The sequence below is a fragment of the Mycolicibacterium palauense genome, from assembly GCF_002592005.1.
GTDB lineage: Bacteria > Actinomycetota > Actinomycetes > Mycobacteriales > Mycobacteriaceae > Mycobacterium > Mycobacterium palauense.
This window is the reverse complement of sequence record NZ_NVQF01000032.1, coordinates 41,720-63,477: the sequence shown is the minus strand read 5'-3', so window position 1 is coordinate 63,477 and position 21,758 is coordinate 41,720. Positions and strand designations below refer to the sequence as shown.

Genomic DNA, 21,758 nt, shown 5'->3' with positions numbered 1-21,758 from the left:
GGGCCGATCCGGACTACGAACGCCACGGCGGCTTCCCGCTGTTCGAGCCCGCCCACCCCGGGCCGGGTTTCGGCCGGTTCCTGGCCGCGATGCGACGGCTGCAGGACCTCGCCGTGTGCGCCGACCCCGACTCGGACACCTGGGCCGACGTCGCGGAGCGGGTCGAGGGCGTGGTGGACACGCTCGAGCCGTTCCAGGCCGGGGAGGGGGTGGGCCCGGCCAACCGGGTGCCCGACCTGCCCGGCGCGGGCAGCCTGCTGATGCCGCCCTGGTTCGTCGACAAGTTCGAGGCCGACGAGGTGGTGTTGCGGGTGACGTTCGGCCGCTACCACGTCGGGGGCAACATGGCCGTGCACGGTGGGGTGCTGCCGCTGCTGTTCGATTCGGTGTTCGGCATGGTCATCCACGCCGCCGGTCGGCCGATCAGCCGCACCGCGTTCCTGCACGTCGACTACCGCAAGGTGACCCCGATCAACACCGAGCTGAAGGCCCGCGGCTGGATCCGGGAGGCCGAGGGCCGCAAGGCGTTCGTCAACGCCGAACTGCGCGACGCCGAGGACAATCTGCTCGCCGAGTCCAACGGCCTGATGATCCGGCTGCTGGCGGGCCAGCCCTAGCGGAAGGGCCGCCCGCTCCGGTGCTTCCGGGCGTGCATCGACTGTGCGCGCAGATCGCCCGCACGCCCGGCAGCGCGTCCTGGGCGCACGATCGGTGCGGTGGGAAGGGCGGGTCAACGCCGGCGGCGCAGCTCAGGCGGTGTCGTGGGTGTTGGGGCTCTCCTCACCGAAGTGCAGGTCGATGACGCCGGCGCGGGTGAGGGCCAGCAGGCTGACGATGAACACCCAGGTCGGGAACGCCAGGGTCAGCCACATCGTGAGATCGCTGCCGATCAGCAGGCCGATGGCCGAGACGTAGGTCAGCACGGTCAGCCAGCGCGGCATCAGCCTCGTCTTGAGCCAGATGGTCGCCAGCGAGATCATGAACACCGCACCCATCCGGACCGAATAGGTCTTGCTCAGGGTGATCAGCAGGAACTGAGCGAAATTCGCGAGCGCGGTGTGCGCCTCGGGATCGGGGTCGAGCGCGCGCGTGGCGACGATGGCCCCGCCCACGGCCATCGAGACGAACATCATCGCCAGGAACAGCAGTCCGCTGCCCAGGAACACCGAGGCGAAGAAGCGGTCCTCGTAGCGGCCGAATCCGTCGCGCACCACCCCGATGAACCACAGGAAGCAGATACCGGCGAACGGCATCAGCACCGAGGCCACCTTCAGGTGCGTGAGCGAGCCGTCGACCCACTCGGAACCGGGTTTCACGTCGTCGGGAAGCGCGGTGCGGATCAGCACCAGCGCGGTGCCGAACAGCAGCGCGAACAGCACACCGGCCAACCCGGCCGCGCGCGGCGTGGAGAGCCGATGCAGTGACCGGGACGAGCGCTCGGAGGCCATGGTGAGTATTCAAGCGCATGGTGGCGCGCGCGCCCGATCGTCTGCGCGCATCGAGTGTGCATCGTGATCGGGATGCGACCAGTCGGAGCGATCGGGACGCACGCTCGGTGCGGCGTGGTACGAGCTCAGTGCCGGGCGTTCGCCTCCGGCTCAGTGCCAGGTGTTCGTCTCCCTGCCGAGCGCGCCCGGCCACCACACCCGCGCCCCGACGAGCGTGAACAACGCCGGAATCACCACGGTGCGCACCAGGAAGGTGTCCAGCAGGATGCCCAGCCCCACGATGATGCCCAGCTGGGTGAGCACGATCAGGGGCAGCACGCCCAGCACGCCGAACACCGCGGCCAGCACGATGCCCGCACTGGTGATGACCGCTCCGGTGGCCGAGACGGCGCGCACGATCCCCACCCGGGTGCCGTGGCCCTCGGTCTCCTCCCGGGCCCTCGTGACCAGGAATATCGTGTAGTCCACGCCGAGGGCGACCAGGAACAGGAACGCATACAGCGGCGTGCTGGTGTCCAACGCCGGAAAACCGAACAGGTGCACACCGACCCACCCGCCGAGGCCGAGGGCGGCCAGCGCGGAGAGCACCGTCACCGACACCAGCAGCAGCGGGGCCACCACGGCGCGCAGCAGGACGAACAACACCGCCAGCACCACGGCCAGGATGGCCGGGATGATCACCAGCCGGTCGTGGCGGGCGGCGTCGCGGACGTCGAGGGCCTGCGCGTCCGACCCGCCCACCAGCGCGTTCGGGTCGGCGCGGTGCACCGAGCCGCGCAGGGCCCCGACGGTGTCGAAGGCCTCGGCGCTGGCCGGGTCGCCCTCGACGACCACCGACCACTGCGCCAGCCCGGCACCGTTGTAGCCGCCGCGGCTCACCGAGACGACCCCGGGGGTGTCCCGGATGGCCTGCTCGATCACCGAGGACCTGCCGGCGTCGCCGACCACCCGGGTCGGGTCGGTCAGCCCGCTGGGGAAGTGCTCGGCCAGTGTCTCGAAGCCGCTGACCGACTCCGCCTTGACCCGGAACTGCTCGGTCTGCGTCAGCCCGGTGGGCACCGCCAGCACGGCGGAGGCCAGCACCGCCAGGCCGGCCAGCGAGGCCACCAGGACCGCGACCGGGCGGTGCGAGACCGCGGTGGCGATGCGGTGCCACACGCCGGCCTCGGTGAGGTTCGGCCCGCCCCCGGCGCTGGGGCGCGGGATGAACGGCCAGAACAACCGGACGCCGCACAGGGCCAGCAGCGGCGGAAGCACCAGCAGGGAGAACACCGCGGCGACCACCAGCCCCGACGCGGCCTGCAACCCGAGGCTGCGGGTGCTAGGCGACAGGCCCAGCAGCAGGGTCAGCAGCGCGAGCACGACGGTGGCGTTGCTGGCCAGGATGGCCGGCCCGGCGGTGCGCACCGCGGTCCTCAGTGCCGCCCGGTGATCGGCGCGTTGGTGCAGTTCCTCGCGGTAGCGCGAGATGAGCAGCAACGCGTAGTTGGTGCCGGCCCCGAAGACCAGCACGCTGGTGATGCCCGCGGTCGAGCCGTCGGCCGTCAGCCCCGCCAGCGTGGTCACCGCGCCGCCCAGGACCGAGCCCACCCGGTCGGCGAAGCCGATCACCGCCAGCGGCACCAGCCACAGGATCGGCGACCGGTAGGTCAGGATGAGCAGCAGCGCCACCACCGCGGCCGTCACGGCGAGCAGTGTCACGTTGGCGCCGGAGAACGCGTCGGCGATGTCGGCCCCGAACGCCGGGCCGCCGGTCACCTGCGCGGTCAGGTCGGGGGGCAGACCGTCGTCGGCGGCGGCGCGCAGGGCGGTGACCGCGTCGCCGAGCGCGAAACCCGACAGCGACGTGTCGAGTGGAACCGGCGCCAGGGCGGCCTCGCCGTCGCGCGAGATGATCGGCGGGCCGGTCGGCCCGGTGCCGGCCTCCCGCGCCATCCGGTCGCGGGCCTGCCCGACGGCGGCCCGGTCCGCGTCGGTCAGGGGCCCGCCGTCGGTGCGGGTGACCACCAGGATGACTGGGGCGCGGTCCCCGCCGGGGAACGTCTTGAGCGCCTCGGCCGCCCTGGCCGCCTCCGCCGAGGCCGGCAGGGACACCGGCGAGGACGAGGACGAGTCACTGCTGCCGGCCAGGCCCATCAGCACCCCGGCGGCCACGGCGACCAGCAGTGCGATCAGCCAGGATCGTTTCGCGGTCGCGGCCTCGGCGAAACTGCTCCAACTCACGGCACCAACCTACCCAGATAGTTCATCTACTTAAACAATATGGGCGGCATAAGCTCGTCACCGTGTCCGCACGGCCCGAACTGGAGTCGCTGATCGCCGCCGACGTGCGCGCACTCACGGCCGAGGGAGAGCAGATCGGCCGCCTGTTCGCCGGCCAGAACGATCTGGGTCCCAACGACTTCCGTGCGCTGATTCACATCATGGTGGCCGACGAGGCGGGGACACCGCTGACCGCCGGGGAGCTGCGCCGGCGCATGGGCCTGTCCGGGGCCGCGATCACCTACCTCGTCGAGCGGATGATCGCCTCCGGTCACGTCCGCCGCGAGGCCGACCCGCAGGACCGGCGCAAGGTCATTCTGCGCTACGCCGAGCACGGTCTCGCGGTCGCCCGCGCCTTCTTCACCCCGCTGGCCCGCCACAACAGCGCGGCGTTGCAGGACGTCACCGACGAGGACCTGAGGGCCGCGCACCGGGTGTTCGCCGCGCTGATCGAGGGCATGCGCGGATTCCAGGGCGACCTTGGCGGCCCCGCGGCTCGGCGAGAACCACCGACCGGGCCGCGGTAACGTGGGGAGGTCGGCCACCGGCGCCCGACCGACTGAACCGAGTCGGTGCAGAGGTGTTGAGTATGAGTTCGTGGCGAGGCGTCGTCCATGTCGAGTGTCAGAGCTGTGCCACGGAGATGACGCTGTCGGTGGTGCTGGCCGAGGAGCGCGACGCGCTGGTCGAGCAGGCGATCAACGAACTGCTCGTCGACTACGGGTGGCTGCCGACGTCATGGGGACGCTACTGCCGCACCCACGCGCCCAGTGTCCGGAACGGCCGCCGCGATCGGCGCTGGTGACCCAGGCGCCTGTCCGGCACACCTATCCTTGGACAGCATGTCCTCGGCTGCGGGTGGAATTCGGTGATCGGTTGCGGGTGCCGGCCGGCGGGACGTCGACGGCCATGACCGGCGAACATCCGGTCGCGGCGGGCCAGGCGTCGGACCGTCGCCGTTCGCGGGTCGTGGTGCTCGGCGCCGGCGATCTCGGCGCGCAGTTGGTGGGCGCCGTTCGGCAACTCGGCGCCGAGGTGGTGGCGGTCGACGGTCAGGCCGGCGCGCCCGGCCACGCCGTTGCCGACGCCCACGCGGTGGCCCGGCTGACCGACCCCGACGAGCTCACCGCCCTGATCGGCGATCTGGCGCCCGACGTGCTGATGGTGGCCACCGAGTCCGTGGCCGTGGAGGCGCTCGTGGCCGCCGAATCCGCCGGCGTGCAGGTGGTGCCCAATGCGCGCAGCGCCCGGCTCGGCCTGGACCGCGAGGCGCTGCGGCGGTTGGCGGCCGACGAGCTGGGGCTGCCCACGGTGCCGTTCTGGTTCGCCGGTTCGGCCGAGGAACTCGCCGCGATCGCCGAACATGCGGGGTATCCGCTGGTGGTCAAGCCCGTGATCGCCGTCCCCGGGGAGGGCTCGTCGGTGCTGCTGCGCCCCGAGGACGTGGAACCGGCCTGGCAGCGCGCGGTGAGCGAACGGTTCACCGAGAACCGGGTGCTGGCCGAGACCGTGGTCGACATCGACTTCGAGCTCACCCTGCTGACGCTGCGCAGCGCCGACGCGCTGCTGCACTTCTGCGAGCCGATCGGCCATCGCCCGGTCGACGGCTACGCCGGCGGCGGGGTGCTGGAGGTCTGGCAGCCCCAGCAGATGAGCCAGGCCGCCGTGGACGCGGCCAGGTCGATCGCGGCGCGGATCGTCAACGCCTTCGGCGGCCGCGGCGTGTTCGGGGTGGAACTGCTCGTCCGCGGCGACGAGGTGTACTTCGCGGATCTGAGCGTGCGTCCGGGCGACAGCGGGTTGGTGACGCTGCGCTCGCAGCGGCTCGACGAGTTCGAGCTGCACGCCCGCGTGGCGCTGGGACTCCCGGTGGACACCATCATGATCTCCCCGGGTGCGGCCGAGGTGGTCTACGGCAGCGCGCCGCCGGGCGGGGCGGTCCATGAGGTGGACCGCGCGCTGGCCGCCGCGCTGCGGGTGCCCGAGAGCGACGTGCGGGTGTTCGCCGAACACCCGGGGGCGCCCCCGCACCAGCGCCTGGGCGTCGCGCTGGCCACCGCCCCCGACGTGTTGGCGGCCCGGGACCGGGTCCGGCAGATGTCGACCGCGCTGCGACGGTTGTGGCGCCCGTGATCGGCCGGCGCGGCGAGTCCGACGACGGGACCGGGGCCAGCTCGGCGCCGATCCTGGCGGCGCTGGCGATCGCGGTGCTCATCCTGGTCGGCATCGGCGTGGGCGCGCTGATCCGGGGCGCCAACGAGACCGACGAGGACCGGGTGATGCGCGCGGTGATAGGCCAGAACGACGCGCTGCAACGCAAGGACTTCGCCGATTTCACCGACTACACCTGCGACGCCCGGGCCGGCACGGAAGCGGATCTGGTGGCCCGCCAGCAGGATTCCGCGCAGGCCCACGGCGCGCGCTTCGTCGACGGCATGACGGGACTGTCGGTCGACGGCGACCGGGCCACCGCCACGGTGATCTACCACTTCGAGAACGACCCGGACCGGCGGATCGACACGGCGATGACCTTCGCCCGCGAGGACGGGCAGTGGAAGGTGTGCTCGGACGGTCCCCAGTGACGGTGCCGGTGACCGGCGACGGTCGAGTCGGGCCCCGAGACCCGGTGTGGAAAACTCTCACATCGTGAGTTACGCCGGAGACATCACGCCCGAGGAGGCGTGGAAGACGCTCAGCGAAGAGGCCGATGCCGTGCTGGTCGATGTCCGCACCAGCGCGGAGTGGAAGTTCGTCGGTCTGCCCGATCTGTCGAGTCTGGGCCGCAAGCTCGTCTGCGTCGAATGGAACCACACCGACGGCAAGCGCAACGAGGACTTCCTCGCCGAACTGAACGCCGGACTGGAGGCGTCCGGGGTGAGCCCCGGCGCCGGCCCCGTGCTGTTCCTGTGCCGCTCCGGCAACCGCTCGATCGGTGCCGCCACGCTGGCGACCGAGGCCGGCCTCGCGCCGTCGTACAACATCCTGGACGGCTTCGAGGGCGACCTCGACGAGTTCAAGCACCGTGGCGCCGCCGGCTGGCGTGCGATCGGTCTGCCGTGGGTCCAGTCATGAGCCCGACCTCCGGCGACAAGCCCTCGGTGCGCAGACCCAAACCGCTGCCCGACGGTGTCGGCCAGGCCACCATCGGTGTGCGTGGCGGGCTGTTGCGCTCGGGCTTCGAGGAGACCGCCGAGGCGTTGTATCTGACCTCCGGCTATGTCTACGAATCGGCGGCCGCCGCGGAGAAGGCGTTCACCGGTGACATCGACCGGTACGTGTACTCGCGGTACGGCAACCCCACCGTGTCGATGTTCGAGGAGCGGCTGCGCCTGATCGAGGGGGCGCCGGCGGCCTTCGCGACGGCGTCGGGCATGGCCGCGGTGTTCACGTCGCTGGGGGCGCTGCTGGGAGCCGGCGACCGGCTGGTCGCCGCGCGCAGCCTGTTCGGATCCTGCTTCGTGGTGTGCAACGAGATCCTGCCGCGGTGGGGGGTGGAGACGGTCTTCGTCGACGGCGACGACCTCGACCAGTGGGAACGGGCGCTGGCCACCCCGACCCAGGCGGTGTTCTTCGAAACCCCGTCGAACCCCATGCAGTCGTTGGTCGACATCGCCGCGGTCAGCGAGATGGCCCACGCGGCCGGCGCGAAAGTTGTGCTGGACAACGTGTTCGCCACGCCGCTGCTGCAGCAGGGGATGCCCCTGGGCGCCGACGTCGTGGTCTACTCCGGCACCAAACACATCGACGGGCAGGGCCGGGTGCTGGGCGGGGCCATCCTCGGCGATCGGGAGTACATCGACGGCCCCGTGCAGACGCTGATGCGCCACACCGGGCCGGCGATGAGCCCGTTCAACGCCTGGACCCTGCTCAAGGGTCTGGAGACGCTCTCGGTGCGGGTGCAGTACGCCAACGCCTCGGCGCAGCGCGTCGCCGAATTCCTGCAGAACCACCCGGCGGTGCGCTGGGCCCGCTACCCCTTCCTGGAATCGCACCCGCAGCACGACCTGGCCACCCGGCAGATGTCGGGCGGGGGCACCGTGGTCACCTTCGAGCTCGACGCCCCCGACGGGCGCGGCAAGGAGCGCGCCTTCGAGGTGCTCGACAAGCTGGCGCTGATCGACATCTCCAACAACCTCGGTGACGCCAAGACCCTGATCACCCATCCCGCCACCACCACCCACCGTGCCATGGGCCCGGAGGGCCGCGCCGCGATCGGCCTGGGTGACGGCGTCGTGCGGATCTCGGTCGGACTTGAGGGCACCGAGGACCTGCTGGCGGATCTCGACCAGGCCCTGCGGCGCTGATCGCGCGGTGCCGTCCGGCGCTGCGCGCTATAGTCGGCCCGTGGTCAGCGGAAACGCGCTGGCGGGGCGGGACACTGAGCTGGCGGCACTCCGCAGGACGCTGAGCGGGGCGGGCAACGTTGCGGGTGTGGTGATCGCCGGGCCCGCCGGGGTGGGCAAGACGCGGTTGGCGCGGGAGCTGGTACAGACCGCCACGCCGGGTACCCGCACGCACTGGGTGGTGGGTACCGCCTCGGCGCGTCCTATTCCCCTGGGCGCCTTCGCGATCGCGGTCGGTGACGTGGCCGGCGAGCCCGGTCCCAGCGTTCGGCGGGTGATCAACGCACTGGTCGCCCAGCGGCCGGGCCGCATGCTCATCGGAGTCGACGACGGCCACCTGCTGGACGGCTTCTCCGCGCACGTGGTACATCAGTTGGCCCAGACCCGTTCCGCCCGGCTGGTGGTGACGCTGCGCACCGGCGGCGGGGAACCCGACGCGGTCAAGGCGTTGTGGCGGGACGGCCTGCTGACCAGGCTGGACCTGGAACCGCTGTCGGCCAAGGCAACCCACGCGATGGTCGAGAGCCTACTGGAAGCGCCCATCGATTCCCGTAGCGCGCAACGCTTTTGGCGCCTCACGCGGGGCAACCCGCTGTTCGTCGAGCAACTCGTCAAGGACCAGGTTGCCGCGGGCCGGCTCCGGGAGGTCAGCGGCGTGTGGATGTGGGACGGTGCCGTCGCCGTCTCACAGAGCATGAGCGACCTGGTGGGTAACCGCCTGGACCGGCTGCCCCCCGGGCCGGCCCTGGTGGTCGACGCGTTGACGCAGTGCGAACCGCTGGCGGTGCCCATCCTGCGTGAGCTGGTCAGCCGCGAGGACCTGGAGGCCGCCGAACAGATGCGTCTGATCACCGTGGAGCGCACGGCCGAGACGCTGCTGGCGCGGTTGGCCCACCCGCTGTTCGGTGAGTTGCGCCGCCCGGCCGCGGGGGAGATGTACCTGTCCAACCTGCGCGGCCGGCTCGCCGAGCTGCTGGGATCGGCGGTATCCGGCGAGGACACCGACCCGCAGACCACGGTGCGGCGCGCCCAGTTGGCGCTGGACTCCGACGTCGCGCCGGATCCGCAGCTGCTGCTCGCGGCGGCCCGGCACGCGATGCGGCTGCTCGACCTGGACCTGGCGGCCCGGTTCGCCGATGCCGCCGCGCGGCGGGACCCCGTCGGTGCGGCCGAGATCCAGGCCCGCGCCATGGTGGTGCGCGGACGCGGCCCCGATGCCGAGGCATTCCTGGCCGACGTCGTTCCCGCCGACGACGCCGACGCGCACGACTGGGTGCTGATGCGCGCGGCCAACATGATCTGGATGCTGGGCCGCCCCGCCGAGGCGATGGAGCTGCTGAGCGAACTGGCCGGGCCGGCGGAAACCGCGGCCGAGCGGGCCGGCCGGCTGGCCCTGGAAGCCTGCGTCGACGTCATCGCCGGGCGGTGCGCCCTGGCCGAGCAGAAGGCCCGGGAGGCGCTGGACTGCGGCGGGCTCTCCGACCTGAACGCGATGATGGCGGCGGTCGCCTACGTGATGGCCTGCGGGGCGCTGGGGCACACCGAGGGGCTGTCGGAGGTGGCCAACGCCGCCATCGCGCGGGCGACCAGTTCCTTTGAGACCGCGCATTTCCGGTTCTGGTTCGGTGGTGTGTACCTGCGGGCCTGCCGGCTGACCGGGCGCATCGACGAGTGCCAGCGCGCGGCGGTGATGCTGGCCGAGCTGGCCCGCGACGCTCCCGGGCTGCCGCACGCCAACCTGGTCTTCCTGCAGGGCAGCGCGGCGATGCTGCGCGGCGAGCTGGGTGAGTCGGTCACTCTGTTGCACGAGGCGCTGGCGGCCGCCGAACACCACGGTGCGGCCACGCTGCGGCCCGCCTGCTACTTCGCGTTGACCGAGGCGCATGCCAAGCGCGGCGAGGCCGACGAGGCCGCCGCGATGCTGGAGCGGGCCAGGTCGGTGGTCCCGCCGGACTATCTGCACATGCAGACCGCGCTCGCGGTGGCCGCGGGGTGGGCGCTGGCCGCCGCCGGCCGGCTCGCCGAGGCCGTGCAGACCGTGGCCGACGAGGCGGCCGCGGCCCGTGAGCGCGACCAGCCCACCCATGAGCTGGCCTGCCTGCAGGCGGCGGTGCTCTGGGGTGACGCGACGGCGGCCGAGCGGGCCGCGCAGCTGGCCGAGCGTCTGGGTCTGCCGCTGGCCCGGACCGTCGCCGCCCACGCCGAGGCCCTGCGCCGCGGTGACGGCGAGGAACTCCTGGCGGTGGAGAAGTCCTACCAGGAGCTGGGTGACCGGTGCTCGGCCGCCGACGCGGCGGCGCAGGCGGCGGTGGCCTTCGCCGGTGCCCAGCACAGCAGCCGCGGGTTGCTGGCGGCGACGCTGGCCCGCCGGCTGGCCGCCGAGTGCGGCGGGTTGTCCACTCCCGCGTTGCGCAGCCCCGTCTCGCCGACGCCGCTGACCGGCCGGCAGCGCGAGGTCGCCGAGCTGGTGGCCGCCGGGTTGACGAACAAGGACATCGCCGACCGGCTGCACACCTCGGTGCGCACGGTCGAGGGCCATATCCTCAAGGCCTGCCAGCGGGTTGGTGCGACATCGCGGGGTGAGCTGGTCGCGGTGATGCGGGCGGGTACCGGCGCGTGAGCGCCGGTGGGGCCTGGGCGCGTGAGCGCCGTTGGGCCTGGGCGCGTGAGCGCCGTTGGGGCCTGGGCGCGTGAGCCTCAGGAGCTTGGCTGCTCCGGTGCCGTCTCGAGGACGCCGACGGCCGACTGGGCCCGCCGTTCGTAGTCGGCGCGCGCGTTCGCGTCGAACGTGAGGAAGACGGTGTCGTTGCCCATCTTGTGGGAGAGCCAGCGGCGCGCCCGGGGCGGCAGCAGTTGGGTGATCGCCCCGACGGCGCGCAGCGGCCCCGGCACCGACAGGTGGGTGATCGCCGGCTTGTCGAGCACCTTGACGACGCCGGCGGCGATGTCCTCGGGCTGCACCGGCTTCTGCGCCGAGGAGGTCGCGGTGCCCGAGATCAGTTCGGTGTTGGTGAAGGTCGGCAGCACCACGCTGACGGCCACCCCCTGCGGGGCGAACTCGTCGGCCATCGCCGTGGAGAGCCCGACCACGGCGAACTTGGTGCCGGCGTAGACCACCTGGCCGGGCACCGCGACCATGCCGGCCAGCGAGGAGATGTTGACGATGTGGCCGCTGTGCCGCTTGACCATCTCCGGCAGCACCAGCCGGCAGCCCGTGAGCACGCCGTAGAAGTTCACCTCGACGGAGGTGCGGATGGCCTGGTCGGACTGCTCGAGGAAGGGGCCTACCGGCATCACCCCGGCGTTGTTGATCAGCACATCGATGTGACCGGCGCCGTCGGCGCGGGCCTTGTCGAGGAACATCGCGAACGACTCGGCGTCGGTGACGTCGAGCGGGTAGCCGGTCGCCTGCCCGCCGCGGGCCAGTTCGGTGACGGCCTTGTCGAGGACGGCGACGTCGCGGTCGCCGATCACCACGCGTGCGCCGCGGGCCAGCAGCGCCTTGGCGGTGGCGTATCCGATGCCCCGGGCGGCCCCCGTGATGACGATCGTCTTGCCCCTGATGTTGTCCATGGCGCGAAACTTTACACCTGTCAAGTTTTGCGGTGTCAACCCTGCGGGCCGCGATCGGGCGCATGAGATCGTTGGACGGTGTTCATGCGTGTCTCCCAGGACCATCCGCTGGCCGCGCCCCTGCTGGCCGAGCTGGCAGCCGAGTACTCGGCGCGCTACGGCGGCACGGTGGCCGCCCATCTCGAGGCGCTGCGCAACTATCCCGGCGACGAGTTCACCGGGCCCGACGGGGCGCTGGTGCTCGGCCTGGTCGACGGTGTCCCGGTGACCGGCGGCGCGTTCCGGCGGTTCGACTCCCAGACCGCCGAGCTCAAACGGATCTGGACCGACAGCCGGTACCGCCGCCGCGGCTATGCCGGTGCCCTGCTGGCCGAGCTGGAGGCCGACATCGCCGCGCGCGGCTACCGGCGGATCTACCTGATGACCGGCGACCGCCAACCCGAGGCCGAGGCCCTCTACACCGCCGCCGGCTACACCCGGCTCGAGGAGCCCCTGCCCTCGGCGGGTCCGGTGCACCCGGTGGCCTTCCAGAAGGTGCTGTAGAGACGCCCGCGAGCGCTCACTGGCGTACACATTCCGGCGGGGTCTTCGTACCTGAGTGCGCGCTCGCGGGGATGGCATCCAGCTCGGCCGGTGGAACCGGCGATGTTCCCCAGTTCATTACCCGGTGCGGTGGTGGATACGACCGCGGGGAGACGCTCTGGGCCATCACGCGAGCAGTCAGTTGCGGCCTCCGCGCGTGTCCGCCGACGGAGGGTGGAGATGGCGACGCCGAACTATCCGGCAGCACTATCTGTCCGACCCGCACAGTTCGGGAGTCGGTATATTGGCCTGCGTGAGTTTGCTGGATGTTGACCCCGCCGGGTTGCAGGTACTCGCGGTCCAGTGTGAATCATGGTCCACTGAGGTATCCGCAACCACACCGCCACCGTCATCGCCCATGCCGTGCCAGGCGACCAGCGTGGCGGTCAATGCGGTACACGCCGATACTGCTGCGGCGGGAATGGCCATAGCTACGTGCCTGCGGTCCGTGGCGGCGAAACTGATCACCGCTGGAACGCAGTACACAAACGCGGAGGATGCCTCCGCGGTGGGACTCGCTGCTTTGAGCAGGGGAACTTAGGCTGCGGTGGCCAGCGTCGCTATTCCCACCTTGTCCCAGGTTAAGGGCTGGGATACCGATCACTTAACCAAAGCCGCAACCCATTGGACGAGAGTGGCCACAGTCTGGGAGGAGAATTTCACCCAGCTCTCACAGCAGGTAAGTGCTCCTAGCGGGACGCCTTGGACGGGGAAGGGCGCCGACGCCGCTCAACAGCGGGTCTTCGAGGACCGCCTGAAAGTCGTTGGCCTAGCAGATCGGCTGCACGAGGCATCGATGGTGGCCCGCATTGGCGCACAGCAGGTCGCATCTGCGCGTGCCGCAGTTCTCTCCGCTGTCGATGCCGCCCTGCGAGCTGGCTTCACCGTCGGTGAGGACTTCTCGCTGTCCAGCCAGGAGGCCGGCGACATAGCGTTCCTCTCTGCCCGCCAAGCCCAGGCCGAAGCCTTAGCTGCCGATATCAGAATCCACCTCGGCGAACTGGTAAGCAAAGACCAGCAGGTTGCGGCCAGTATTGCCACCGCTGCCGAAGGATTGGGCGATGCCGCCTTTTCCGAAGACAACGAACCGGCAGGTGGAGTCCGTGCGATGGACAACCCCACCCAGAACGGCCAGAAACCAGATCAGCCGAGGATTCAGCTCGTCGACAATGCATTGGCCGAGGACGGGTCTCCCGGGTCGGTGGAAATCTCTCCGGAACGCGGCAACCCGTTCGTCGGTGACGTCCGATATGGGCACTGGGAGGAGGTGTCGTCCTCGCCGACTGGACCCTACCCCCACGGTGAAACCGGCCCAATGTCCACCAAGTGGCGTCCGTTCGACGCGGAGAACCAGGGCGACTTCACCCCGGGGCTAGGCGGAACGACGGGTCTCTACACCGTGGGCAAGAACTGGGCCGATCCAGACGCGGCGCCATGGGCCCAGTACCAGGAGGCCTACCGGTTTCGCGTATCGGGTTTCCAGCCCACCGAGTACACGCGGCAGGTCACTGAGAACGGCCAGACAGTTACCCAACAGTGGGTGCAGAACACTTACGATTACCAGCGCAATACCCGGTTGTTGCTTGGTGGGGATGTGGTGGCCGACCGGCCCAGCGACATCGGTGCCTTAAGCCCACCGCCTTTCATCGACCATGAGTGGAAATCGATCACGCTGCCGCAGATCGCAGTCTTATCCGCGCAGAACCCGCTCACCACGTACTACGTCCCCAATGAGTGCGGCCCTCAGTCGACGTTCGTCGCTGGGATGCCCGGCGGCGGGTATGCCGTCGAATCCGCCGTGCCGGCGATGACTCCCTCGACCGGAGCGCCGCTGATCCAGGTGCCGGGATGAGTCGGCGCTACTGGTTGTTGGCCGCTGCCGTGATCGCCTTTGCCGTCGTATCTGTGGGAGTGTGGCTGGTCGCATCGCATGGGAGCCCGCGTGGAGACTGTGCATTCGTACGCGAGATGATCGCGGTGAATCACGAACACTCAACGCAAGTCGATGCACAGGCCAATGCCGGTGTGCAGGCTACGCAGGATGAGTATCAGCAATGGGCCGACAGGCTCGGGGAGCTGGCTGTCGAAATCGATGACCCGAAATTGGCACCGCAGGCCCACCGTATGGCCGACCTGGCACACCAATCTGTAGCGCTGAACTCTGCGGTACTCGCGGAACTGTCAGCGCCCCAGCCCACCGCGGGGCCGGCGGCGGGGCAATATGCTCAACTCAATCGCCAGTTCCTGGCCCAACAGGACGAACTCGTTCAGGCCTGCCCCGCCTGACCCTTCCCCGGGGACCGGTCCTCGTCGGTGCCGTCGGGGTCGGCGACATTGCCATACTCATCGAGCCACGGCGGCAGCGGAAGCCGGGCCTGGCCGTAGTACACCGGGCCGGTCGGCGGCCAGGGTGGCAGCGGCCCGCGACGGCGCCGTCGGCGAAAGAACGTCACGACGAAGGTCGCGGTACCCAACACCAGAAACGCGATCAGTATCACCTTGGCGAGCACGACGAGCACTGTCATTAGCGGTGTCCAGGCGAAGCGGGGGTCACTGAGCCAAGCGTAGGACACCGTGGGATCCGGTGTTGTCGCCTCTCCACAGCACCTCGCCTCAGATGGGCTCTCAGGCGGGGGTGGCCTGCTCGGTCAGCTCCCGGATCGGGCCGTGCCACACATCGCCGTGCCCGGGCACCAGTACCTCGGTCTCCAGCATGGACAGCGCCCCCAGGCTGCGCAGGCAGCCGCTCTGGTCGTGGTTGAACACCCGGTGCAGCAGTTGCGGTCCCCGGCGGGAGGTCGTCGGATGACCGGTGACCAGCGCGTCACCCGACACCAGCACGTCGTCCACCAGATACGAGCAGTGCCCGCCGGTGTGACCGGGGGTGGGAACGGTCATGGGCTGACCGGGCAGGTCGGTGGCGACGTCCTCGGTGATCGCTTGCGCGGTGGGGATGCCGCCGCGCATGAAGGCGCCCTTGCGGGCGATCTCGGCCGACCAGAGCAGCCAGCGCGGCTGCCAGGCATGCTTGGCGACGTCCAGGGGTGAGGCCTGCTCGAGGTGTTCGCGTTTGGCGTGGCCGACCTCGTTGGCGTGGCAGTAGACCGGCGTGCGGTGCTCGGCGGCGAACCAGACCGCGGTCCCGAAGTGGTCAATGTGGGCGTGGGTCAACAGGATCGCCTGCACGTCGCCGGCCTCGTAACCCAGCTCGCGGATGGAGGCCAGCACTTCGGCGCGCTGTCCCGGAAACCCGGCGTCGATCAACAGGACACCGTCGTCGCCGGTGACCAGCGTCCAGTTCACCAGCTCCGTCCGGGCCACGTGCACCCGGTCGGTCACCTGTACCAGCTCATCGGGGGCGGCTGCCATCTGGCGAGTGTAAGGGCGGCGCGCGAGGGAGAGTAGAAAAGATATCGTGGCTGAACTCAAACTGGGATACAAGGCGTCTGCAGAGCAGTTCGCACCGCGCGAGCTGGTGGAGTTGGCGGTGTCCGCCGAAGAACACGGCATGGACAGCGCCACCGTCAGCGACCACTTCCAGCCGTGGCGACACGACGGCGGCCATGCCCCGTTCTCCCTGGCCTGGATGACCGCGGTCGGTGAGCGCACCCGGCACCTGATGCTGGGGACCTCGGTGCTGACGCCGACCTTCCGCTACAACCCGGCGGTGATCGCGCAGGCCTTCGCGACCATGGCCTGCCTGTACCCGCAACGGGTGTTCCTCGGTGTGGGCACCGGGGAGGCGCTCAACGAGATCGCCACCGGCTATCAGGGTGAGTGGCCGGACTTCAAGGAACGCTTCGCCCGGCTGCGCGAGTCGGTGCGGCTGATGCGCGAACTGTGGCGTGGTGACCGGGTCGACTTCGACGGCGAGTACTACCGGCTCAAGGGCGCCTCGATCTACGACGTGCCCGACGGCGGTGTGCCGGTCTACATCGCCGCCGGCGGACCGGTGGTGGCCAAGTACGCCGGACGCGCCGGCGACGGGTTCATCTGCACCTCGGGCAAGGGCGCCGAGCTCTACCAGGACAAGCTGATCCCCGCCGTGGCCGAGGGTGCGGCCGCCGCCGAGCGCAACCCCGACGACATCGACAAGATGATCGAGATCAAGATCTCCTACGACACCGATCCGGGGCTGGCCCTGGAGAATACCCGGTTCTGGGCACCGCTGTCGCTGAGCGCCGAGCAGAAGCACTCCATCGACGACCCCATCGAAATGGAGAAGGCCGCCGACGCGCTGCCCATCGAGCAGGTCGCCAAGCGCTGGATCGTGGCCTCGGATCCCGACGAGGCCGTCGAGAAGGTCGCCGACTACGTCAAGTGGGGCCTGAACCATCTGGTGTTCCACGCCCCCGGGCACGACCAGCGCCGCTTCCTGGATCTGTTCCAGCGCGACCTGGCCCCGAGGTTGCGAAAGCTGGGCTAGAGGTGGCCGTGCGGCCCGGGTGCGCTGGCCCCGTCGGTCAAATTGCGCAAAGCTGGACACCGTGACTGCCGGGTCTGCGTTCGCCTCCAGCATCTACGTCGCATCCCCCGAGGGGGACACCGGTAAGTCGACCGTCGCGCTGGGCATCCTGCACCGCCTGACCTCGATGGTCGCCAGGGTGGGGGTGTTCCGGCCGATCACCCGGCTCGGCGAGGCCCACGACTACATCCTCGAACTGCTGCTGGCGCACAGCACCGCAGGCCTCGGCTACGAGCAGTGCTTCGGGGTGGGCTACCAGGAATTGCACGAGGACCCCGACCGGGCCATCGCCGATATCGTCGACCGGTTCCACCGGGTCGCCGACCAGTGCGACGTGGTGGTGATCGTCGGTAGCGACTACACCGACGTCGCCACCCCCAGCGAGCTGTCGATGAACGCCCGCATTGCGGTCAACCTCGGCGCCCCCGTCGTGTTGTCGGTGCGGGCCCGGGGGCGCACCCCCGACGAGGTCGCCAACGTCGCGGAACTGTGCCTGGCCGAGCTGGCCGGTCAGCACGCGCACACCGCGGCGGTGGTGGCCAACCGATGCGACCCCGACCGGATGAAGGACGTGACCGCCGCGCTGGAACGGCTGGCGCCCACCGGCCGGGAGGCGGCCCCGAGGATCTACGTGCTGCCCGAGGAACCGCTGCTGGTCGCGCCCTCCATCGGGGATCTGTGCGCGGCGATCGGCGGCGAATTCATCAAGGGCGACAAGGCGATGCTCGGACGCGAGGCGCTCGGCGTGGTGGTGGCCGGCATGACGGCCGAACACGTGCTGGAGCGCCTCGTCGAGGGTGCGGTGGTGGTGACCCCCGGAGACCGCTCCGACGTGGTGCTGGCTGTCATGAGCGCGCATGCCGCCGAGGGGTTTCCGTCGTTGTCCGGGGTGATCCTCAACGGCGGGTTCGAGCTGCACCCGTCGATCGCCGCCCTGGTCGACGGTCTGCGGCTGGCGCTGCCGATCATCGCCACCGGCACCGACACCTTCGAGACCGCCAGCGCGGTGGCCTCGGCACGGGGTCGGGTCACCGTCACCTCGCAGCGCAAGATCGACACCGCGCTGGCGCTGATGGAGGAGTACGTCGACGTCGCAGATCTGTTGAACCAGTTGGCGATTCCCATGCCGACGGTCGTCACGCCGCAGATGTTCGAATATCAGCTGCTGCAGCGGGCGCGTGCCGACCGCCGGCGCATCGTGCTGCCGGAGGGCGACGACGACCGCATCCTCAAGGCCGCCGGCCGGTTGCTGCAGCGCCAGGTCGCCGACCTGACCATCCTCGGCGAGGAGTCCAAGGTCCGGGGCCGCGCGGCCGAACTCGGCGTGGACATCTCGACGGCCGACGTGCTCAACCCGAAGACCAGCGAGCTGCGCGACCGGTTCGCCGACCAGTACGCCGAACTGCGCCGAAGCAAGGGTGTCACCTACGAGCAGGCCCGCGAAACCATGCGTGACGTCTCGTATTTCGGCACCATGCTGGTGCACAACGACCTCGTCGACGGGATGGTCTCCGGGGCCCGGCACACCACCGCACACACCGTGCGGCCCGCCTTCGAGATCATCAGGACGCTGCCCGACGTCTCCACCGTGTCCAGCATCTTCCTGATGTGCCTGGCCGACCGGGTGCTGGCCTACGGCGACTGCGCGATCGTGCCGGACCCCACCTCCGAGCAGTTGGCCGACATCGCCATCTCCTCGGCGCGGACGTCGGCGCGGTTCGGCATCGAGCCGCGCGTGGCGATGCTGTCCTACTCCACGGGGACCTCGGGCGCCGGTGCCGACGTCGAGAAGGTCAGGGCGGCCACCGAACTCGTGCGCCGGCGTGCACCGGAGATCATGGTCGAGGGGCCCATCCAATACGATGCGGCCGTCGAACCGTCGGTGGCGGCCACCAAGATGCCCGACTCTCCGGTCGCCGGCCGCGCGACGGTGCTGATCTTCCCCGACCTCAACACCGGCAACAACACCTACAAGGCGGTGCAGCGCAGCGCCGGGGCCGTGGCGATCGGCCCGGTGCTGCAGGGCCTGAACAAGCCGGTCAACGATCTGTCGCGAGGGGCGCTGGTCTCCGACATCGTCAACACGGTGGCCATCACCGCCATCCAGGCGCAGGGGGACTAGCCCGATGCAGCGGACCGTTCTGGTGCTCAACTCCGGCTCGTCCTCATTGAAATTCAGTCTGGTGCAGCCCGATACCGGTGTGTCGGTGGCCGACGGGATCATCGAGGAGATCGGCGGCGAGCACTCGATGGCCCGCCTGGAGTTCGGCGGGCTCAAGATCCAGCGGGAGCGCAGCGTCGTGGACCACGAGGCGGCGCTGCGACTGGCCTTCGACCTGTTCGCCGAGACCGGCGGCCACCTGGAGACGCTGGGTCTGGTGGCCGTCGGGCACCGGGTGGTCCACGGCGGACGCGACTTCTACCGGCCGACGCTCATCGACGACGCCCTGGTGCAGCGGGTGAGTGCGCTGTCGCCCCTGGCACCGCTGCACAACCCGCCGGCGCTGCGCGGCATCGAGGTCGCGCGAAAGCTGCTGCCGGACCTCCCGCACGTCGCGGTGTTCGACACCGCCTTCTTCCACGACCTGCCCGCGGCGGCGGCGACCTACGCCATCGACGCCGAGGTGGCCGAACAGTGGCGGGTGCGCCGCTACGGATTCCACGGCACCTCCCACCAGTACGTCAGCGAGCAGGCCGCGGTGTTCCTGGGCGCCCCGCTGGAAAGCCTGAACCAGATCGTGCTGCACCTGGGCAACGGCGCGTCGGCCTCGGCCGTCGCCGGGGGCCGGCCGGTGGACACCTCGATGGGCCTGACCCCGATGGAGGGGTTGGTGATGGGTACCCGCAGCGGCGACATCGACCCGGGGATCGTGTTCTATCTGGCCCGCACGGCGGGCATGGCCGTCGAGGACATCGAGTCGATGCTCAACCGGCGTTCCGGGGTGGCGGGGCTGTGCGGCAGCAACGATTTCCGCGAGCTGCACCGGCTGGCCGAAACCGGCGACGAATCCGAGCGCGCAGCGGCGCGGCTGGCCTACGACGTGTACATCCACCGGCTGCGCAAGTACATCGGGGCCTACCTGGCGGTGCTGGGCAGCACCGATGTCATCACCTTCACCGCGGGTGTCGGCGAGAACGACGCGGCCGTGCGCCGCGACGCACTGACCGGGCTGGCCCCGCTGGGCGTCGAACTCGACGAACACCTCAACGACAGTCCGGCGCACGGTCCGCGGGTGATCTCCGCGGAGATGTCGCCGATCACTGTCCTGGTGATCCCGACCGACGAGGAACTGGCCATCGCCCGGGCCTGCGTGGCCACCATCGAGGCGTCCGCCTAGCCGGCGGCCGCGGCGTCGGTACGCGCGTCAGTTCACACAGGGAATGCCGTCGTTGGTGACCGGTGCCCCCTCGTCGGGGGTGGGCGGCGCCGAGCTGGTGTCCGCGGAGGTCGCGCCCGAGGCGGCACCCGGGATGGCACCCGGGATGGCGCTGTAGTCGGCGAGGGGTTCCGTCCCGGCCGCGGACGGGGTCTCCAACGGCGTGTAGTCGTCGGCCACGGTGACCCGCATCCGGTCGCGGCCCAGATCGGGGTCGGCCTGCGAGGCGGGACGCACACCCAGCAGCAGGCCCAGCGCGCGGGCGCTGCGTGCGGCCCCCGCGCCGTAGTCGACGACCGAGGTGGTGGCCGCGGACTCGTCGGTGCTCACCGCGCCGATGCGGTAGTCGTGGCCGGCCAGCACGGCGGCCAGCCGGGTGCCGGCGTCGGTGCTGCCGCTGGCGTCCACCACGTCCACCGCGACCCCGGTGTCCGGTGCCGGCGAGGCACCGTCGGCGAACGCGGCGGCCACCTCGCGGCGGATCGTCGGCGGCGAGACGATGTTGACGTCCTGGCCGTTGATGGTGTCGTAGCGCACCACCGGAAGGGTGCGGTACTCGACGTCGCCGTCGGCCAGGGCTCCGAGCCGGCGGAACTGGTCCTGGCCCCACCCCCGGGAGAGCACCAGATCCTTGCGCGCCACGGCGATCAGGCCGTCGAGCTTGTTCAGGTCGGTGAAGGTGCCCGTATCGCGCAGCTGGTGCATGACCGACACCAGGAAGGCCTGCTGGCGGTGGGTGCGGTCCAGGTCGCCGTTGGTCAGGCCGTGGCGCTGCCGCACGAACGCCAGCGCCTGGGCCGCGTCGAGGGTCTGCACGCCGGCGGGGAAGTCCGCGCCCGAGTAGTCGTCGTGCACCGGAGCCTTCAGGCACACCTTCACCCCGCCCAGGGTGGAGGCGAGGTCGTAGAAGCCGGCCAGGTTGACCTCGGCGAAGTAGTCGATGGGCACCCCGGTCAGGTTGCGCACCGCGGCCAGGGTGGCCGCGCGTCCGGCCTCCCGGCCTCGGGTCTCCAGCTCGTGACGGTCGGTCACGCCGTCGTCGACGAGCTGCTGTTCGGTGGCGGCCTTCGTCAGCCCGTAGGCCTCCTTGATCTTGATGTGGTGATAGCCGGGGATGTCGTCGACGGCGACGTAGTCGTCACGCGGAATCGAGAACGCCGAAACCCGGTCGTCGGCACCGATGTGCACCAGGATCAGGGTGTTGGTGTTGTAGCCGCCGTCCTCGGAGTCCCCGGCATGCAGCTGGTCGAGGATCTCGCGAGGCAGGTCGTTGCCGTCCTGGTCCTTGCGCGAGTCCAGGCCGATGAGCAGGATGTTCATCGCCCCGCCCGTCGAGCGGGGAGCGTCGTCGGCCAGGGCCCCCGACAGTGTGATGCCCCCCAGGGTGCCGTGGACGTACCACCAGCCGGTCCCGGTGATCAGCACCGCCGCGGCGGCCACCACGGCGACCAGGACCCGGCCGACCACCCCGGCGGTACCGCGATCGTTCCTGGGCAGGCGATGACGGCCCGTGGAGGCTCGCGCCACTGTGACCTCCTGACCCGCCCTTCCGAACGCCTTCCGAACGCCTTCCACCATGACAAACGCCGTTACGCTACGGCACCAAGATGAGAGGTCGCTGAGACCCGTTGGTGCTCTTCACTCCCTCGAAGTTCCCTCGAAGTTCCCTCGAACCCGCGGTTGCCGCGCTCGTCACTCACGGTAGCGG

The 21,758-nt window shown here is 70.5% G+C and carries 20 protein-coding genes; 14 read left to right on the top strand and 6 right to left on the bottom strand.

Annotated features, from left to right (window positions below):
• Positions 1-617, top strand: a 617-nt coding sequence (locus tag CSR00_RS14775) for a PaaI family thioesterase (protein WP_099023158.1), incomplete at its 5' end; no start/stop codon positions are given.
• Positions 618-749: 132 nt separating this feature from the next.
• Here the strand turns inward: CSR00_RS14775 and CSR00_RS14770 are convergent.
• Positions 750-1,448, bottom strand: coding sequence for a hypothetical protein (locus CSR00_RS14770; protein WP_099023157.1), 699 nt, complete (start codon positions 1,446-1,448; stop codon positions 750-752).
• A gap of 150 nt (positions 1,449-1,598) precedes the next feature.
• The gene (locus CSR00_RS14765; protein WP_099023170.1) at positions 1,599-3,584 is read right to left on the bottom strand and encodes an MMPL family transporter; all 1,986 of its coding nucleotides are present in this window, start codon (positions 3,582-3,584) and stop codon (positions 1,599-1,601) included.
• Positions 3,585-3,733: 149 nt separating this feature from the next.
• Here CSR00_RS14765 and CSR00_RS14760 point away from each other — a divergent pair, with 149 nt between their 5' ends.
• From CSR00_RS14760 to CSR00_RS14735, 7 genes are all read left to right on the top strand, one after another.
• On the top strand, positions 3,734-4,237 hold the full coding sequence (locus CSR00_RS14760) for a MarR family winged helix-turn-helix transcriptional regulator (protein WP_099023156.1): 504 nt from the start codon (positions 3,734-3,736) through the stop codon (positions 4,235-4,237).
• A 62-nt stretch (positions 4,238-4,299) separates the two neighbouring features.
• On the top strand, positions 4,300-4,515 hold the full coding sequence (locus CSR00_RS30180; RefSeq protein ID WP_141564363.1) for a hypothetical protein: 216 nt from the start codon (positions 4,300-4,302) through the stop codon (positions 4,513-4,515).
• A gap of 104 nt (positions 4,516-4,619) precedes the next feature.
• Positions 4,620-5,843, top strand: coding sequence for a formate-dependent phosphoribosylglycinamide formyltransferase (purT, locus tag CSR00_RS14755; RefSeq protein ID WP_099023169.1), 1,224 nt, complete (start codon positions 4,620-4,622; stop codon positions 5,841-5,843).
• Positions 5,840-6,292, top strand: a complete 453-nt coding sequence (locus CSR00_RS14750) for an Rv0361 family membrane protein (RefSeq protein WP_245906022.1) — start codon at positions 5,840-5,842, stop codon at positions 6,290-6,292. Before purT ends, CSR00_RS14750 begins: the two co-directional genes overlap by 4 nt.
• Before the next feature lie 64 nt (positions 6,293-6,356).
• On the top strand, positions 6,357-6,782 hold the full coding sequence (locus tag CSR00_RS14745) for a rhodanese-like domain-containing protein (protein WP_099023167.1): 426 nt from the start codon (positions 6,357-6,359) through the stop codon (positions 6,780-6,782).
• On the top strand, positions 6,779-8,014 hold the full coding sequence (locus tag CSR00_RS14740; protein ID WP_099023155.1) for an O-succinylhomoserine sulfhydrylase: 1,236 nt from the start codon (positions 6,779-6,781) through the stop codon (positions 8,012-8,014). The genes CSR00_RS14745 and CSR00_RS14740 overlap by 4 nt, the downstream gene beginning before the upstream one ends.
• A 40-nt stretch (positions 8,015-8,054) precedes the next feature.
• Positions 8,055-10,673 carry a helix-turn-helix transcriptional regulator gene (locus CSR00_RS14735; protein ID WP_099023154.1) on the top strand — a complete coding sequence of 873 codons (2,619 nt, stop codon included), beginning with the start codon at positions 8,055-8,057 and terminating at the stop codon, positions 10,671-10,673.
• Between the two features lie 77 nt (positions 10,674-10,750).
• On the opposite strand, the gene CSR00_RS14730 is transcribed toward CSR00_RS14735, so the two are convergent.
• Entirely contained in the window at positions 10,751-11,626 is an 876-nt protein-coding gene (locus tag CSR00_RS14730) for an SDR family oxidoreductase (RefSeq protein WP_099023153.1), read from the bottom strand.
• An 84-nt stretch (positions 11,627-11,710) separates the two neighbouring features.
• Between CSR00_RS14730 and CSR00_RS14725 the strand changes: the two genes are divergently transcribed.
• From CSR00_RS14725 to CSR00_RS30175, 3 genes are all read left to right on the top strand, one after another.
• The gene (locus CSR00_RS14725; RefSeq protein ID WP_099023166.1) at positions 11,711-12,169 is read left to right on the top strand and encodes a GNAT family N-acetyltransferase; all 459 of its coding nucleotides are present in this window, start codon (positions 11,711-11,713) and stop codon (positions 12,167-12,169) included.
• Between the two features lie 586 nt (positions 12,170-12,755).
• Positions 12,756-14,060, top strand: coding sequence for a hypothetical protein (locus CSR00_RS14720; RefSeq protein ID WP_141564362.1), 1,305 nt, complete (start codon positions 12,756-12,758; stop codon positions 14,058-14,060).
• Positions 14,057-14,494: a hypothetical protein gene (locus CSR00_RS30175; protein WP_141564361.1), complete on the top strand. Its 438-nt coding sequence runs from the start codon at positions 14,057-14,059 to the stop codon at positions 14,492-14,494. The genes CSR00_RS14720 and CSR00_RS30175 overlap by 4 nt, the downstream gene beginning before the upstream one ends.
• Here the strand turns inward: CSR00_RS30175 and CSR00_RS14710 are convergent.
• Positions 14,476-14,733: a hypothetical protein gene (locus tag CSR00_RS14710; protein ID WP_099023150.1), complete on the bottom strand. Its 258-nt coding sequence runs from the start codon at positions 14,731-14,733 to the stop codon at positions 14,476-14,478. The two genes, CSR00_RS30175 and CSR00_RS14710, sit on opposite strands and share 19 nt — an antisense overlap.
• Before the next feature lie 100 nt (positions 14,734-14,833).
• Positions 14,834-15,577, bottom strand: coding sequence for an MBL fold metallo-hydrolase (locus CSR00_RS14705; protein WP_099023149.1), 744 nt, complete (start codon positions 15,575-15,577; stop codon positions 14,834-14,836).
• Positions 15,578-15,623: 46 nt separating this feature from the next.
• Between CSR00_RS14705 and fgd the strand changes: the two genes are divergently transcribed.
• The 3 genes from fgd to CSR00_RS14690 all read left to right on the top strand — a co-directional run bounded on the left by fgd (position 15,624) and on the right by CSR00_RS14690 (position 20,011).
• A complete protein-coding gene (fgd, locus tag CSR00_RS14700; RefSeq protein ID WP_099023148.1) occupies positions 15,624-16,634 on the top strand; it encodes a glucose-6-phosphate dehydrogenase (coenzyme-F420) in 1,011 nt (336 codons plus the stop codon).
• Between the two features lie 61 nt (positions 16,635-16,695).
• Complete coding sequence (gene pta, locus CSR00_RS14695) at positions 16,696-18,795, top strand: phosphate acetyltransferase (RefSeq protein ID WP_099023147.1); 2,100 nt, start codon at positions 16,696-16,698, stop codon at positions 18,793-18,795.
• 4 nt (positions 18,796-18,799) lie between these two features.
• Positions 18,800-20,011, top strand: coding sequence for an acetate kinase (locus tag CSR00_RS14690; RefSeq protein ID WP_099023146.1), 1,212 nt, complete (start codon positions 18,800-18,802; stop codon positions 20,009-20,011).
• A gap of 27 nt (positions 20,012-20,038) precedes the next feature.
• Here the strand turns inward: CSR00_RS14690 and CSR00_RS14685 are convergent, their stop codons facing one another.
• On the bottom strand, positions 20,039-21,628 hold the full coding sequence (locus CSR00_RS14685; RefSeq protein ID WP_099023145.1) for an LCP family protein: 1,590 nt from the start codon (positions 21,626-21,628) through the stop codon (positions 20,039-20,041).
• Positions 21,629-21,758: the final 130 nt, after the last annotated feature.